Genomic DNA, 15,059 nt, shown 5'->3' on the forward strand with positions numbered 1-15,059 from the left:
GCCTCGCCCGGTGGGCGAGGCAAAATCATCACAACTTCGCAAACACCCGACGTGCAGCATCGATGGTGTTATTGATATCTTCCATGCTGTGCGCCACGGACATAAAGCCCGCTTCAAACGCTGACGGTGCCAGATAAACACCTTCATCCAGCATCATATGGAAGAAACGCTTAAAGCGTTCCACGTCACAGGCCATTACATCCTGATAGCACGTCACGGACTCGGCGTCGGTAAAGAAAATACCGAACATGCCGCCAACGTGGTTAACGACCAGCGGAATTCCGGCTTCTTCTGCCGCTTCCAGCAGACCTTCTGCCAGACGTGTTGTCAGCTCATCCAGCGTTTCGTGAACGCCCGGCTGTGCGACTTCATTCAGACAGGCGAAACCGGCCGCCATCGCAATCGGGTTACCGGAAAGCGTACCCGCCTGATAGACCGGACCAGTCGGGGCCAGCGCATCCATTACATCACGACGACCACCGAATGCGCCTACCGGCATTCCACCGCCGATGATTTTGCCGAGGCAGGTTAAATCTGGCACTACGCCGTAATAATCCTGTGCGCCAGCTAGCGCTACGCGGAAACCGGTCATCACTTCATCGATGATCAGCAACGCGCCAAATTCGTCGCACAGCGCGCGCAGACCTGGCAGGAACTCTGGCAGCGGTGGAACGCAGTTCATATTGCCTGCCACCGGCTCGACGATAATACAGGCAATCTCTTGCGGGTATTGCTCAAACGCGGCGCGTACAGAGGCCAGATCGTTATAAGTACAGGTTAAGGTATGTTTGGCGAAATCTGCCGGAACGCCCGGCGAATTTGGCTGGCCTAACGTGAGTGCGCCAGAACCGGCTTTCACCAGCAGGCAGTCAGCGTGACCGTGGTAACAACCTTCAAATTTAATAATTTTGTCGCGACCGGTAAAACCACGGGCCAGGCGGATGGCGCTCATCGTCGCTTCAGTGCCGGAGTTCACCATGCGCACCATATCCATGGTCGGGACCAGTTCGGTCACCAGTTGCGCCATTTTCACTTCCATTTCGGTTGGTGCACCAAAGCTTAAACCACGCTCGGCGGCTTCAATCACGGCATTGCGGATCGCCGGATGGTTATGGCCCAGCACCATCGGCCCCCAGGAACCGACATAATCGATATAGGCTTTGCCATCAACATCGTACAGATAAGCGCCGTCCGCTTTTTCGATAAACAGTGGAGTGCCGCCCACGCCAGTAAAGGCGCGAACAGGGGAGTTCACACCGCCAGGGATCAGCTCGCGCGCTGCGCTGTAAAGATTTTCAGACTTACTCATGGAGGGTTCCTGATTCGTAGAAAAAGTGAATGGCTGCTATTCTATGTTATTCATAACAAGTTAAATACTCGTCAAACATCAGACTGCTTGTACTGGTGCAATCCTGATTTCTTAGAGTATAAAAGTTTTGTGCATTTGAAACATTACGCTTTGCAAAGGATTTTCATGGAACGTGCGAGTAAAATGCCGTCATCTTATTTGTATGACCAATAAGTGATCATTGGATGAAAACTGATACTCCCTCTTTAGAAACACCGCAGGCCGCGCGCCTGCGACGCAGACAACTGATTCGCCAACTTCTTGAGCGCGATAAAACCCCGTTAGCCATTTTGTTTATGGCGGCAGTCGTCGGCACGCTTGTCGGGCTGGCTGCGGTTGCTTTTGACAAAGGTGTCGCCTGGTTGCAGAACCAGCGTATGGGGGCGCTGGTACATACTGCTGATAATTATCCGCTTCTGTTAACCGTCGCTTTTCTCTGTTCGGCGGTGCTGGCGATGTTCGGCTACTTTTTGGTGCGCAAATACGCGCCGGAAGCAGGTGGTTCGGGGATCCCGGAAATTGAAGGGGCGCTGGAAGATCAACGTCCCGTTCGCTGGTGGCGTGTGTTGCCGGTGAAATTCTTTGGCGGGCTGGGGACACTCGGCGGAGGCATGGTGTTGGGGCGCGAAGGGCCAACCGTACAGATCGGCGGCAATATCGGTCGCATGGTGCTTGATATTTTCCGCCTGAAAGGTGATGAAGCTCGCCATACGCTGTTGGCAACCGGTGCGGCGGCGGGTCTGGCGGCGGCCTTTAACGCCCCGCTAGCGGGTATTTTGTTTATTATCGAAGAGATGCGTCCGCAGTTTCGCTATACGTTAATTTCGATTAAAGCGGTATTTATTGGCGTCATTATGTCGACCATTATGTACCGGATTTTTAATCATGAAGTTGCATTGATTGACGTCGGTAAACTTTCTGACGCGCCGCTTAATACGCTGTGGCTTTATCTGATCCTCGGTATTATTTTTGGCATTTTCGGCCCTATTTTTAATAAATGGGTGCTGGGGATGCAGGATTTGCTGCACCGTGTGCACGGCGGCAATATTACCAAATGGGTACTGATGGGCGGTGCAATTGGCGGTCTGTGTGGATTGCTGGGGTTTGTGGCACCAGCAACGTCGGGCGGCGGCTTTAACCTGATTCCTATCGCTACCGCAGGGAATTTCAGCATGGGAATGCTGGTGTTTATCTTCGTCGCGCGGGTCATTACCACCTTACTCTGTTTCTCTTCCGGCGCGCCGGGCGGTATTTTTGCCCCTATGCTGGCGCTGGGTACTGTGCTGGGAACCGCTTTCGGAATGGTTGCCGTTGAGCTGTTTCCGCAATATCACCTTGAAGCAGGCACTTTTGCTATTGCCGGAATGGGGGCGTTACTGGCGGCATCTATTCGTGCGCCGTTAACGGGGATTATTCTGGTTCTGGAAATGACCGATAACTACCAGCTCATTTTGCCAATGATTATTACCGGTCTTGGCGCAACACTATTAGCGCAATTTACCGGCGGGAAACCGCTATACTCGGCGATTCTTGCGCGCACGCTGGCGAAACAGGAAGCTGAGCAACTGGCGCGAAGCAAGGCCGCATCAGCCAGCGAGAATACTTGAACGAAATACCAGGGTATTAGATAATGGCGATTATTATTGGGTTAGAATTTGCCCAATTGCCGATGTCGTTTGGAGCAAAATATGAGTGATGACGTAGCACTGCCGCTGGAGTTTACCGACGCAGCAGCCAACAAAGTTAAAAGCCTGATCGCTGACGAAGATAACCCGAATCTGAAATTACGCGTGTATATCACCGGTGGCGGTTGCAGCGGCTTCCAGTATGGTTTCACCTTTGATGATCAGGTGAACGAAGGCGATATGACCATCGAAAAACAGGGCGTTGGCCTGGTGGTTGATCCGATGAGCCTGCAATATCTGGTCGGCGGTTCCGTTGACTATACCGAAGGTTTGGAAGGTTCTCGTTTCATCGTGACCAACCCGAACGCGAAAAGTACCTGCGGTTGCGGTTCTTCCTTTAGTATCTAATCTGCTGTTCATGTGCCGGATAAACTATCCGGCACATCTTCTCTCTTCAACGACCATTCTCATCCAGCGCAAACGTCGGTAGCTTAAGATGCCAACGAATAGCCGCCAGCCGAATCAATAGCGTCACGACCATGCCCATCATACTGGCTGTTTCCAGTGGTACGGAAAATGTGTAATAAGCCGTAGCGTGGACAATACCGCCGATAATACAGGCAGTTGCGTAGATTTCTGTACGTAAAATCATGGGGATTTCGCGGGCCAGTACATCACGAATGATCCCGCCGCCAACGCCAGTAATGACGCCCATACAAACCGCGATTAACGGACCGGCTTCCGCATTAAAGGCTTTATTCACGCCAATGCCGACAAACACCGCCAGACCAACGGCGTCCAGCACCGGCAACATCCATTTTGGTAAGCGTCTTGGCTGGCGCACCAGCACGATGGTCAGCATGCTGGTGACCATTGCAACGACCAGATCGGTGGGATCTTTCACCCAAAATACCGGGCCGTGATCCAGCGCCATGTCGCGAATTGTTCCGCCGCCTACTGCGGTTACCACGCCCAGTACCAGAACACCAAAAGGGTCCATACGCAATTTTCCGGCTAACAAAACGCCGGAGATGGCAAATACCGCTGTGCCGACTATATCCAGCCAATAGACGAGCATTGTTCAATCCCCACTGAGCACCTGAAAAGGTTAGGCGCTAATCTACCTGTGAAAGCGCATTACAGAGCTGTTGTGCAGCGAGGATAATACGTGGGCTTGCACGTTCAAACCAGTCACTCGTGAGAGGAATAACGGGAATTTTGAGCTGTTCACCCCAGTATTGTTTGATTTTAGGAATTTGGTCCGGTCCGCCTGTAATGACAATCGCCTGTGGCGAGCGTGCTAACACCTGTTCGCGGCTAACTTGCGGCCAGGGAACCCGGCTATCTTTAAAGATGTTTTCTCCGCCACAAACTTCGAGTACCTGGTTTTGAATCGACTCTTTTCCACTGGTAAATGGCGGATTAATGCCGAATTGCAGAAAAACACGTTTTTTAGGTTTATCAGCATATTGCGCTTTCAATTGCGCGTACTGGTCCAGCAGGGATTGCGCGGCTTGTTCGGCCTTGTCTGGTTGCGGACTCCAGGGGGCCAGTTGACGTAACGCATTGGCAATTTGTTCAATGCTTGTCGCATCGACCCACATCACTTTTATTCCCAGAGAAGCCAGCTGGTCAACCTGCCGCTCGGCATTACCTCCACGCCAGGCAATCACCAGATCGGGTTTCAGCGCCACAATGCGTTCCAGATTCATCCCCTGCCAGGTGGAAACCTGCTCAATCTTTTGCGCTTGTGGAGGATAGTCGGAATAGCTGCTGACCCCAACCGGCGTGATCCCGGCGGCAAAGGCAAGTTCAGTGTTGGCGGGAGAAAGCGTGATGACGCGCGGCGCGGCGTTGAGCCACAGTGGCGCAAGAAAAGACAGGGCGACCAGCGCCCTGAACAGTGACTTAGCCATGTGCCAGTTTCTGCACCAGTGACTCAACCATCAGGCTGGACTGTTTAGCGGCAACAGCCAGGAACTCATCGAAGCTAAGATGAGACTGTTGATCGGCCACGTCGGAGATGGCGCGTACTACGACAAACGGGACGTTGAAATTGTGGCAGACATGGGCGATTGCCGTCGCTTCCATCTCTACAGCAATGGCCTGTGGGAAGTTGTGGCGGATTTTCGCCAGACCAACAGAACCGTTGATGAATGCGTCGCCGCTAACAATCAGGCCACGTACAGCGTTAAGATTCAGTTCGGCAATGCAGGCCTCAGCGGCAGCGATCAGTTTATCGTCAGCTTTAAAGCCTGCCGGGCAGCCTGGTAACTGGCCGTATTCATAACCAAATGCCGTGACATCCGCGTCGTGATAACGCGCTTCGTCCGAGACAACGATATCGCCCACTTTCAGCGTTGGTGCCAGGCCACCGGCAGAACCGGTGTTAATAATCACATCTGGCTTGCAGTGTTCCAACAGCAGAGTGGCACCCAGCGCCGCAGCGACTTTACCGATGCCCGATTTCAGAAGCGCAACCTCGGTTCCATTCAGTTGGCCGGTATAGATTTCGCAACCGCCCAGACTGATAGTTTGACGGTTTTCGATTTTGTCACGCAGCAGCGTAACTTCTTCTTCCATTGCACCAATGATGCCGATTTTCATAGATTTACTCGCGATAAGCCCGATTTGAAGGCATAGTTTACCATGCGCTTACGGGGAAGCGTATTTCTCACGCGGGAGAGGACATGGCACAGATTGATTTCCGAAAAAAAATAAACTGGCATCGTCGTTACCGTTCACCACAGGGCGTTAAAACCGAACATGAGATCCTACGGATCTTCGAGAGCGATCGCGGGCGTATCATCAACTCTCCGGCAATTCGTCGTCTGCAACAAAAGACCCAGGTTTTTCCACTGGAGCGCAATGCCGCCGTGCGCACGCGTCTTACCCACTCGATGGAAGTCCAGCAGGTGGGGCGCTACATCGCCAAAGAAATTTTAAGCCGTCTGAAAGAGCTTAAATTGCTGGAAGCATACGGCCTGGATGAACTGACCGGCCCCTTTGAAAGCATTGTTGAGATGTCATGCCTTATGCACGATATCGGCAATCCGCCGTTTGGTCATTTTGGCGAAGCGGCGATAAATGACTGGTTTCGCCAGCGTTTGCACCCGGAAGATGCCGAAAGCCAGCCTCTGACTGACGATCGCTGCAGCGTGGCAGCACTACGTTTACGGGACGGGGAAGAACCGCTTAACAAGCTGCGGCGCAAAATACGTCAGGACTTATGTCATTTTGAGGGGAATGCACAAGGCATTCGTCTGGTGCATACATTGATGCGGATGAATCTCACCTGGGCACAGGTTGGCGGTATTTTAAAATATACTCGTCCGGCGTGGTGGCGTGGTGAAACGCCTGAGACACATCACTATTTAATGAAAAAGCCGGGTTATTATCTTTCTGAGGAAGCCTATATTGCCCGGTTGCGTAAAGAACTTAATTTGGCGCTTTACAGTCGTTTTCCATTAACGTGGATTATGGAAGCTGCCGACGACATCTCCTATTGTGTGGCAGACCTTGAAGATGCGGTAGAGAAAAGGATATTTACCGTTGAGCAGCTTTATCATCATTTGCACGAGGCGTGGGGCCAGCATGAGAAAGGTTCGCTCTTTTCGCTGGTGGTTGAAAATGCCTGGGAAAAATCACGCTCAAATAGTTTAAGCCGCAGTACGGAAGACCAGTTTTTTATGTATTTACGGGTAAACACCCTAAATAAACTGGTACCCTACGCGGCACAACGATTTATTGATAATCTGCCTGCGATTTTCGCCGGAACGTTTAATCATGCATTATTGGAAGATGCCAGCGAATGCAGCGATCTTCTTAAGCTATATAAAAATGTCGCTGTAAAACATGTGTTTAGCCATCCAGATGTCGAGCAGCTTGAATTGCAGGGCTATCGGGTCATTAGCGGATTATTAGAGATTTATCGTCCTTTATTAAACCTGCCGTTATCAGACTTTACTGAACTGGTAGAAAAAGAACGGGTGAAACGTTTCCCTATTGAATCGCGCTTATTCCACAAACTCTCGACGCGCCATCGGCTGGCCTATGTCGAGGCTGTCAGTAAATTACCGTCAGATTCTCCTGAGTTTCCGCTATGGGAATATTATTACCGTTGCCGCCTGCTGCAGGATTATATCAGCGGTATGACCGACCTCTATGCGTGGGATGAATACCGACGTCTGATGGCCGTAGAACAATAACCAGGCTTTTGTAAAGACGAACAATAAATTTTTACCTTTTGCAGAAACTTTAGTTCGGAACTTCGCGCTATAAAACGAATCTGAAGAACACAGCAATTTTGCGTTATCTGTTAATCGAGACTGAAATACATGAAAAAAACCACATTAGCACTGAGTGCACTGGCTCTGAGTTTAGGTTTGGCGTTATCTCCGCTCTCTGCAACGGCGGCTGAGACTTCTTCAGCAACGACAGCCCAGCAGATGCCAAGCCTTGCACCGATGCTCGAAAAGGTGATGCCTTCAGTGGTCAGCATTAACGTAGAAGGTAGCACAACCGTTAATACGCCGCGTATGCCGCGTAATTTCCAGCAGTTCTTCGGTGATGATTCTCCGTTCTGCCAGGAAGGTTCTCCGTTCCAGAGTTCTCCGTTCTGCCAGGGTGGCCAGGGCGGTAATGGTGGCGGCCAGCAACAGAAATTCATGGCGCTGGGTTCCGGCGTCATCATTGATGCCGATAAAGGCTATGTCGTCACCAACAACCACGTTGTTGATAACGCGACGGTGATTAAAGTCCAACTGAGCGATGGCCGTAAGTTCGACGCGAAGATGGTTGGCAAAGATCCGCGCTCTGATATCGCGCTGATCCAGATCCAGAACCCGAAAAACCTGACCGCAATTAAGATGGCGGATTCTGATGCACTGCGCGTGGGTGATTACACCGTAGCGATTGGTAACCCGTTTGGTCTGGGCGAGACGGTAACTTCCGGGATTGTCTCTGCGCTGGGGCGTAGCGGCCTGAATGCCGAAAACTACGAAAACTTCATCCAGACCGATGCAGCGATTAACCGTGGTAACTCCGGTGGTGCGCTGGTTAACCTGAACGGTGAACTGATCGGTATCAACACCGCGATCCTCGCACCGGACGGCGGCAACATCGGTATCGGTTTTGCTATCCCGAGCAACATGGTGAAAAACCTGACCTCGCAGATGGTGGAATACGGCCAGGTGAAACGCGGTGAGTTGGGTATTATGGGCACTGAGCTGAACTCCGATCTGGCGAAAGCGATGAAAGTTGACGCCCAGCGCGGTGCTTTCGTAAGCCAGGTTCTGCCGAATTCTTCCGCCGCGAAAGCGGGCATTAAAGCGGGTGATGTGATCACCTCACTGAACGGTAAGCCAATCAGCAGCTTTGCCGCACTGCGTGCTCAGGTGGGCACTATGCCGGTAGGTAGCAAACTGACCCTGGGCTTACTGCGCGACGGGAAGCAGGTTAACGTGAACCTGGAACTTCAGCAGAGCAGCCAGAATCAGGTTGATTCCAGCACCATCTTCAACGGCATTGAAGGCGCTGAGATGAGTAACAAAGGCAAAGATCAGGGCGTGGTGGTGAACAACGTGAAAACGGGCACTCCGGCTGCGCAGATCGGCCTGAAGAAAGGTGATGTGATTATTGGCGCGAACCAGCAGGCAGTGAAAAACATCGCTGAACTGCGTAAAGTTCTCGACAGCAAACCGTCTGTGCTGGCACTGAACATTCAGCGCGGCGACAGCACCATCTACCTGTTAATGCAGTAATCTCCCTCAACCCCTTCCTGAATACGGGAAGGGGTTCTCCTTATAATCTGTGAACTTCGCCACAACTCCATACATCTTCATCATCCTTTGGGCATTTGCACAATGCCGTACGTTACGTACTTCCTTATGCTAAGCCGTGCATAACGGAGGACTTATGGCTGGCTGGCATCTTGATACCAAAATGGCGCAGGATATCGTGGCACGTACCATGCGCATCATCGATACCAATATCAACGTAATGGATGCCCGCGGGCGAATTATCGGCAGCGGCGATCGTGAGCGTATTGGTGAATTGCACGAAGGAGCATTGCTGGTACTTTCACAGGGACGAGTCGTCGATATCGATGATGCGGTGGCACGTCATCTGCACGGTGTGCGGCAGGGGATTAATCTGCCGTTACGGCTGGAAGGTGAAATTGTCGGCGTAATTGGCCTGACAGGTGAACCAGAGAACCTGCGTAAATATGGCGAACTGGTCTGCATGACGGCTGAAATGATGCTGGAACAGTCGCGGTTGATGCACCTGTTGGCGCAGGATAGCCGTTTGCGGGAAGAACTGGTGATGAACCTGATTCAGGCTGAGGAGAATACTCCCGCACTTACGGAATGGGCGCAACGGCTGGGGATCGATCTCAATCAACCGCGAGTGGTGGCTATTGTTGAGGTCGACAGCGGTCAGCTTGGCGTGGACAGCGCAATGGCGGAGTTACAGCAACTGCAAAACGCGCTGACTACGCCCGAGCGTAATAATCTGGTGGCGATTGTCTCGCTAACCGAAATGGTGGTGTTGAAACCGGCGTTGAACTCTTTTGGGCGCTGGGATGCAGAAGATCATCGTAAGCGAGTTGAACAACTGATTACCCGCATGAAAGAGTACGGCCAGCTGCGTTTTCGCGTTTCGCTGGGCAACTATTTTACCGGACCGGGCAGTATTGCCCGCTCTTATCGTACGGCGAAAACGACGATGGTGGTGGGTAAACAGCGAATGCCAGAAAGTCGCTGCTATTTTTATCAGGATCTGATGTTGCCTGTGTTACTCGACAGTTTGCGTGGCGACTGGCAGGCCAACGAACTGGCGCGACCGCTGGCGCGGCTGAAAGCGATGGACAATAACGGCTTGCTGCGACGAACGCTGGCGGCGTGGTTTCGTCACAATGTGCAACCGCTGGCAACGTCAAAGGCGTTGTTTATTCATCGTAATACCCTGGAGTATCGGCTTAATCGTATATCGGAACTGACCGGGCTTGATTTGGGCAATTTTGATGACAGGTTGCTGCTGTATGTCGCGTTGCAACTGGATGAAGAGCGGTAGGTCGATGACAAAATTACAGCCGGGTGAGACTTTACCCGGCCCACAGAATGGCATTATTTACGCGTCAGTTTTTCCAGATCGGCTTCAATCTCGCTGATCTTATTGGTTACTACTGACTCCAGGTGACGTAAGTCGTCGAGGATCTTACGCTTAAGATCAACTTCGCTGCGGTCACGCTGGCAGATTTGATCAAGCTCATCAATGATATACCGTAGATTCGGGCTGATTTCCTGGACTTCTTTATAACCCTGACCCACACCATCAGCGACGACCGTTTTACGCTGACGCGGATATTTAAACTTCACGCTCTTGGCGAAAAACTCGCCTTTGTCTTTCTGGAAATAGATTTTCAGAATATCGTTGTTGGCTTCCTGCCGGAGGCTGTAACGATCAATTTCTTCAGGATTGGTAATACCCAGACTTTTCAGATTGTCGTACATAGCGTTACCTCAAAATGAGTCAGTAAATTGTGCTTATTTTAGCATTTGGCCTGGCCCGCCCGGCTCGACTGTGATCGCAGAAAGCCTTTTTCTTCCAGACTTCTATCATGGCGTAAAAATCAAAAAATTACCTGCTTTATTGTGGCGATAAAATTCACGTTCTACACCAGTTCCAGCATCGTTACTTCCGGGCGGCAGTTCAGACGCAAACCATACAAACTGCCCACGCCACGGGTTGTGTAGATGTGTCGTTCGCCAAAGGCATTTAATCCGGCGACGTAACGTTTATCTTCGACAGGGGCAAAAGGTTCACCAACCAACGGTACGCGCAGTTGCCCGCCGTGAGTATGGCCGCACAGCATCAGATCCCAGGGATCATCACGCATGACTTCTTTGCTGTCAGGATTATGCGCCAGCACCAGTCTTGGCAGATTGGCTTCGCTGGCGGGAGGCGGTTTGCATTGTCCGGCCCATAAGTCACCGGTGCCTACCAGTTCGAATTGCCTGTTCGGCGTGGCGATCACCGTAGCCTGGTTAAACAACACCGTGATGCCCACTGATTTCAACGTCTCGCCAATTAAGTGATTTTTTTCTGTACCAACAGGGCGATCGTGGTTGCCGAAGCAGGCAAACGTCGGCGCACATTCGGCAAGGGGGGAGAGTACGTCACTAAACGCCGAAAAATTCAGCGGCATATCAAATAATACGTAATCGCCGCCCAGTAATATCAAATCGGGCTTTTGTTCTATGCCAAGAGCAATCGCGTCAGAAATCAGGCTTAAAGGAACAAAACGAGAGTAATGGAGATCGGCCAGAAAAAGAATTTTGAATGGTGCTGCGTTGTCTTTAAAAAAGGCGAGGCGGTGACGGATTAATTCAAACCAGCCTGGCTCCCTGTAATGCATATAACCGAAACCTGAGCCCGTGGCTATCGTCGCGGCAGTAGCCTGCAAAAATCGGCGGCGTGAAATCATCGCTCATCCCTGCAAAAAAATCGGGCAGCGTCGTGCTGCCCGTGTACATACTTTTAGTCGATGGTACGCAGCAGTTCGTTAATACCAACTTTACCGCGAGTTTTCGCGTCAACTTTCTTAACGATAACTGCACAGTAGAGACTGTATTTGCCATCTTTCGACGGCAGATTACCTGAAACAACCACAGACCCTGCCGGAACGCGACCGTAGTGGATTTCGCCGGTTTCACGGTCGTAAATACGGGTGCTCTGACCAATGTATACGCCCATGGAAATGACGGAACCTTCTTCGACAATCACCCCTTCAACCACTTCAGAGCGCGCGCCGATGAAGCAGTTATCTTCAATAATGGTCGGGTTAGCCTGCAGCGGCTCCAGCACGCCGCCGATACCCACGCCACCGGAAAGGTGGACGTTTTTACCAATCTGCGCACAGGAACCGACGGTCGCCCAGGTATCAACCATGGTGCCTTCATCAACATATGCGCCGATATTGACGTAAGACGGCATCAGCACGGTGTTACGGGCAATGAACGCGCCCTGACGCACTGCCGCTGGTGGCACGACGCGGAAGCCTTCTTTCTGGAAACGTGCTGCATCGTAGTTAGCGAATTTCATCGGCACTTTGTCGAAGTAGCGGCTTTCTGCCCCTTCGATCACCTGATTATCATTAATACGGAAAGAGAGCAGCACCGCTTTTTTCAACCACTGATGCGTCACCCACTGACCGTTAATTTTTTCCGCCACACGCAGTGCGCCGGAATCCAGCAGGGCGATCACCTGATTTACCGCTTCGCGGGTAACGGTGTCTGCATTGGCTGGCGTGATCTCGGCACGGCGTTCAAAAGCGGTTTCAATAATGTTCTGTAACTGCTGCATTGTTAAACTCTTTTCATATCAGTAAACACATCACCCTTTATCGTTTGGATTGAGGGCCTCTGTCAACCGCTGATGCACTTCCTGCTGCAACTCGTTATTAAGTGCACGCCGGTCAGCGGTGGCAATTATGAATAAATCTTCTACTCGTTCGCCAATGGTTGTAATTCGGGCACCATGAAGCGAAATTCCCAGATCGGCAAAAATTTTCCCGACTCTTGCCAGCAGTCCTGGTTGGTCGAGAGCGATAAGCTCAAGGAACGATTTGCGGTCGGTATGGGTCGGCAAAAACGTTACTTCGGTTTCAACAGTAAAATGGCGCAATTTGGCAGGTTGGCGACGGGGCTGCGGTGGCTGCCAGCTACTTTGTGTCAGTACTTGCTCCAGACCAAACCGAATAACCTCATGACGATCTGCGGATAGCGGGCTACCATCGGGTTCCAGCACTATAAAGGTATCCATCGCCATACCGTCGCGAGTGGTGAAAATTTGTGCGTCGTGAACACTTAAATTGCGGCGGTCTAATTCGGCACAGACGGCGGCAAACAGATAGGGGCGGTCCGGGCTCCAGATAAAAATCTCGGTGCCTCCACGCGTAGCCTGCGGGCTAAGCAATACCAGCGGTTTGCTTAAATCATGCTGTAATAAATGGCGCGCATGCCAGGCCAGTTGATTTGGGCTATGGCGGACAAAATAGTTAGCGCGACAGCGTGACCAAATTTGGTGCAGCGCCTCTTCGTCGATGTTATCCATGCGCAGTAGTGCCAGCGCCTGGAGTTGGTGATGGCGAACCCGTTCGCGCATATCCGGCGTGTTTTGCATTCCGCGTCGTAGCTGCTTTTCGGTGGCGAAATAGAGTTCGCGCAACAGACTTTGCTTCCAGCTATTCCACAGTGTTTCGTTGGTGGCGCAAATGTCAGCCACTGTCAGGCATACCAGATAGCGCAGACGATTTTCCGTTTGAACTTCTTCGGCAAACTGCTTGATGACTTCCGGGTCCTGAATATCGCGGCGCTGAGCTGTCACCGACATCAGCAAGTGCTGGCGAACCAGCCAGGCGACCAACTGTGTTTCGCGGGAGTTCAGCCCGTGGAGTTCGGCAAAATGCACTACATCCTGAGCACCGAGAATGGAGTGGTCGCCGCCGCGTCCTTTGGCGATATCGTGAAACAGCGCGGCGATGAAAATCAGCTCAGTTGACGGCAGGCGCGGCCAGACGTCCACACACAATGGATGGCGCTGGCGCGTTTCTTCACTGGCAAAACTCTCCAGTTTCAGCATCACGCGGATAGTATGTTCATCCACCGTGTAGGCATGGAACAGGTCAAACTGCATCTGCCCGACGATATGCGACCATTGCGGCATATACGCGCCGAGCACGCTATGGCGATGCATTGGCAATAGCCCGCGCCGCACCGCTCCGGGGTGACGCAGAATGCTCAAAAACAGTTTTCGCGCTTCCGGAATATTACACAGAGGTTGTTGCAGGTGGCGACGGGCATGGCGTAACTGGCGCAGCGTGGTGGAGTAAATGCCGGTGATCGCACTGTTGCGCACCATAGTGTAGAACATACGCAAGATGGCTTCCGGCTGGCGCATAAATAGTGTTTCATCACGCAGGTCGATTAGCGTACCGCGTAGCTGAAACTCATCGTCGATTGGACGGGGTTTTTCGTCGGCGGGAAGGGCGAGGATGGCTTCATCGAACAGTTGCAGCAGCATCTGATTGAGTTCACTGACGCGGCGTGTAACGCGGAAGTAATCCTTCATCATCCGCTCGACCGGTTCGTTACCTTCGCCACTGTAATTCAGACGCTGGGCGACGCTAAGCTGGCGATCAAACAGCAGGCGATTATCGTAACGGCTGACGACCAGATGCAGGGCAAAGCGAATGCGCCACAATATATGCAGACATTCGTTTAATTCTGCCCGCTCCGCTGAGGTTAAGAAGCCAAACCCGACCATTTCATCCAGCGATGTTGCGCCAAAATGACGGCGGGCCACCCATTGCAGAGTGTGGATATCGCGCAAGCCGCCAGGGCTACTTTTGATGTCTGGTTCAAGGTTGTAGCTGGTGCCGTGGTAACGCTGATGGCGCTGGTTCTGTTCTTCAACTTTCGCCGCGTAGAACTTGTCGGAAGGCCAGAATCCTTCGCTGAAAATATGTTTTTGCAGTTCGAGGAACAGCGCAACATCGCCAATTAATAAGCGGGATTCGATTAAATTGGTGGCGACGGTTAAATCCGATAACCCTTCCAGCATGCACTCTTCAAGCGTGCGCACGCTATGACCGACTTCCAGCTTCACATCCCAGAGCAGCGTTAACAGCTCGCCCACTTTTTGCGCCTGATCATCCGGGAGCTTTTTACGGCTTAAAATCAGTAAATCGATGTCGGAAAGTGGATGCAGCTCGCTACGACCATAACCACCGACGGCAACCAATGCCAGGTCGGCAATCTGGCTGAATCCCGCGTCAATCCATAATCGTTGCAGGAGCTGGTCTATGAACTCGGTACGTGCCTCAATCAACTGTTCTGCGGAGATCCCATTGTCAAAGGCATCACCCAGCCAACGCTGGAAAGTATCGATATGGGCTTTTATCCCACAGACGGTTAATTCATCACGGGGCCAGGCGCATGGATTTTGCGGTTGACCGGGCAGGGTGGGGAGAGCGGTGTTTGCGTACTGTTCTGGAAGGGTATTCATTGTGCGCCACCCATAAG

General features: G+C 51.9%; 15 protein-coding genes. 7 read left to right on the top strand and 8 right to left on the bottom strand.

Annotation, left to right across the window (positions count from 1 at the left end; all coding sequences use genetic code 11):
* Positions 1-28 precede the first annotated feature (28 nt).
* Positions 29-1,309, bottom strand: coding sequence for a glutamate-1-semialdehyde 2,1-aminomutase (hemL, locus tag ACJHX7_RS14540; protein WP_000045305.1), 1,281 nt, complete (start codon positions 1,307-1,309; stop codon positions 29-31).
* 165 nt (positions 1,310-1,474) lie between these two features.
* On the opposite strand from hemL, the gene yadX reads away from it, so the two are divergent.
* The 4 genes from yadX to erpA are packed head-to-tail and all read left to right on the top strand — an operon-like array spanning position 1,475 to position 3,381.
* A complete protein-coding gene (gene yadX, locus ACJHX7_RS14545) occupies positions 1,475-1,522 on the top strand; it encodes a protein YadX (protein ID WP_211180485.1) in 48 nt (15 codons plus the stop codon).
* A gap of 11 nt (positions 1,523-1,533) precedes the next feature.
* Positions 1,534-2,955, top strand: a complete 1,422-nt coding sequence (gene clcA, locus ACJHX7_RS14550) for a H(+)/Cl(-) exchange transporter ClcA (RefSeq protein WP_000845394.1) — start codon at positions 1,534-1,536, stop codon at positions 2,953-2,955.
* A gap of 23 nt (positions 2,956-2,978) precedes the next feature.
* Entirely contained in the window at positions 2,979-3,044 is a 66-nt protein-coding gene (yadW, locus tag ACJHX7_RS14555; protein ID WP_120795373.1) for a small protein YadW, read from the top strand.
* Positions 3,037-3,381 (top strand): iron-sulfur cluster insertion protein ErpA, encoded by a 345-nt coding sequence (gene erpA / locus ACJHX7_RS14560; protein ID WP_001295564.1) that lies wholly within the window; start codon positions 3,037-3,039, stop codon positions 3,379-3,381. The genes yadW and erpA overlap by 8 nt, the downstream gene beginning before the upstream one ends.
* Positions 3,382-3,427: 46 nt before the next feature.
* On the opposite strand, the gene ACJHX7_RS14565 is transcribed toward erpA, so the two are convergent.
* The 3 genes from ACJHX7_RS14565 to mtnN are packed head-to-tail and all read right to left on the bottom strand — an operon-like array spanning position 3,428 to position 5,580.
* Entirely contained in the window at positions 3,428-4,051 is a 624-nt protein-coding gene (locus ACJHX7_RS14565) for a TRIC cation channel family protein (RefSeq protein WP_000964221.1), read from the bottom strand.
* Positions 4,052-4,088: 37 nt separating this feature from the next.
* Positions 4,089-4,889: a vitamin B12 ABC transporter substrate-binding protein BtuF gene (gene btuF / locus ACJHX7_RS14570; RefSeq protein WP_001129927.1), complete on the bottom strand. Its 801-nt coding sequence runs from the start codon at positions 4,887-4,889 to the stop codon at positions 4,089-4,091.
* Positions 4,882-5,580 carry a 5'-methylthioadenosine/S-adenosylhomocysteine nucleosidase gene (gene mtnN / locus ACJHX7_RS14575; RefSeq protein ID WP_000689844.1) on the bottom strand — a complete coding sequence of 233 codons (699 nt, stop codon included), beginning with the start codon at positions 5,578-5,580 and terminating at the stop codon, positions 4,882-4,884. Before mtnN ends, btuF begins: the two co-directional genes overlap by 8 nt.
* Before the next feature lie 83 nt (positions 5,581-5,663).
* On the opposite strand from mtnN, the gene dgt reads away from it, so the two are divergent.
* The 3 genes from dgt to cdaR all read left to right on the top strand — a co-directional run bounded on the left by dgt (position 5,664) and on the right by cdaR (position 10,047).
* Entirely contained in the window at positions 5,664-7,181 is a 1,518-nt protein-coding gene (dgt, locus tag ACJHX7_RS14580) for a dGTPase (protein WP_094030000.1), read from the top strand.
* 129 nt (positions 7,182-7,310) lie between these two features.
* Positions 7,311-8,735, top strand: a complete 1,425-nt coding sequence (gene degP / locus ACJHX7_RS14585) for a serine endoprotease DegP (RefSeq protein ID WP_000753942.1) — start codon at positions 7,311-7,313, stop codon at positions 8,733-8,735.
* A gap of 154 nt (positions 8,736-8,889) precedes the next feature.
* Positions 8,890-10,047 carry a DNA-binding transcriptional regulator CdaR gene (gene cdaR, locus ACJHX7_RS14590; protein ID WP_000929439.1) on the top strand — a complete coding sequence of 386 codons (1,158 nt, stop codon included), beginning with the start codon at positions 8,890-8,892 and terminating at the stop codon, positions 10,045-10,047.
* A 53-nt stretch (positions 10,048-10,100) separates the two neighbouring features.
* On the opposite strand, the gene ACJHX7_RS14595 is transcribed toward cdaR, so the two are convergent.
* The 4 genes from ACJHX7_RS14595 to glnD all read right to left on the bottom strand — a co-directional run bounded on the left by ACJHX7_RS14595 (position 10,101) and on the right by glnD (position 15,042).
* Entirely contained in the window at positions 10,101-10,487 is a 387-nt protein-coding gene (locus tag ACJHX7_RS14595; RefSeq protein ID WP_000272188.1) for a DUF3461 family protein, read from the bottom strand.
* Between the two features lie 161 nt (positions 10,488-10,648).
* Positions 10,649-11,461 carry a phosphodiesterase YaeI gene (gene yaeI / locus ACJHX7_RS14600; RefSeq protein WP_094029999.1) on the bottom strand — a complete coding sequence of 271 codons (813 nt, stop codon included), beginning with the start codon at positions 11,459-11,461 and terminating at the stop codon, positions 10,649-10,651.
* 53 nt (positions 11,462-11,514) lie between these two features.
* Positions 11,515-12,339, bottom strand: a complete 825-nt coding sequence (gene dapD, locus ACJHX7_RS14605; RefSeq protein WP_094029998.1) for a 2,3,4,5-tetrahydropyridine-2,6-dicarboxylate N-succinyltransferase — start codon at positions 12,337-12,339, stop codon at positions 11,515-11,517.
* Between the two features lie 30 nt (positions 12,340-12,369).
* Entirely contained in the window at positions 12,370-15,042 is a 2,673-nt protein-coding gene (gene glnD / locus ACJHX7_RS14610) for a bifunctional uridylyltransferase/uridylyl-removing protein GlnD (protein ID WP_410231640.1), read from the bottom strand.
* Between the last annotated feature and the right edge of the window lie 17 nt (positions 15,043-15,059).

Source organism: Escherichia sp. WS1451 (assembly GCF_046487365.1).
Taxonomy (GTDB): Bacteria; Pseudomonadota; Gammaproteobacteria; order Enterobacterales; family Enterobacteriaceae; genus Escherichia; species Escherichia coli.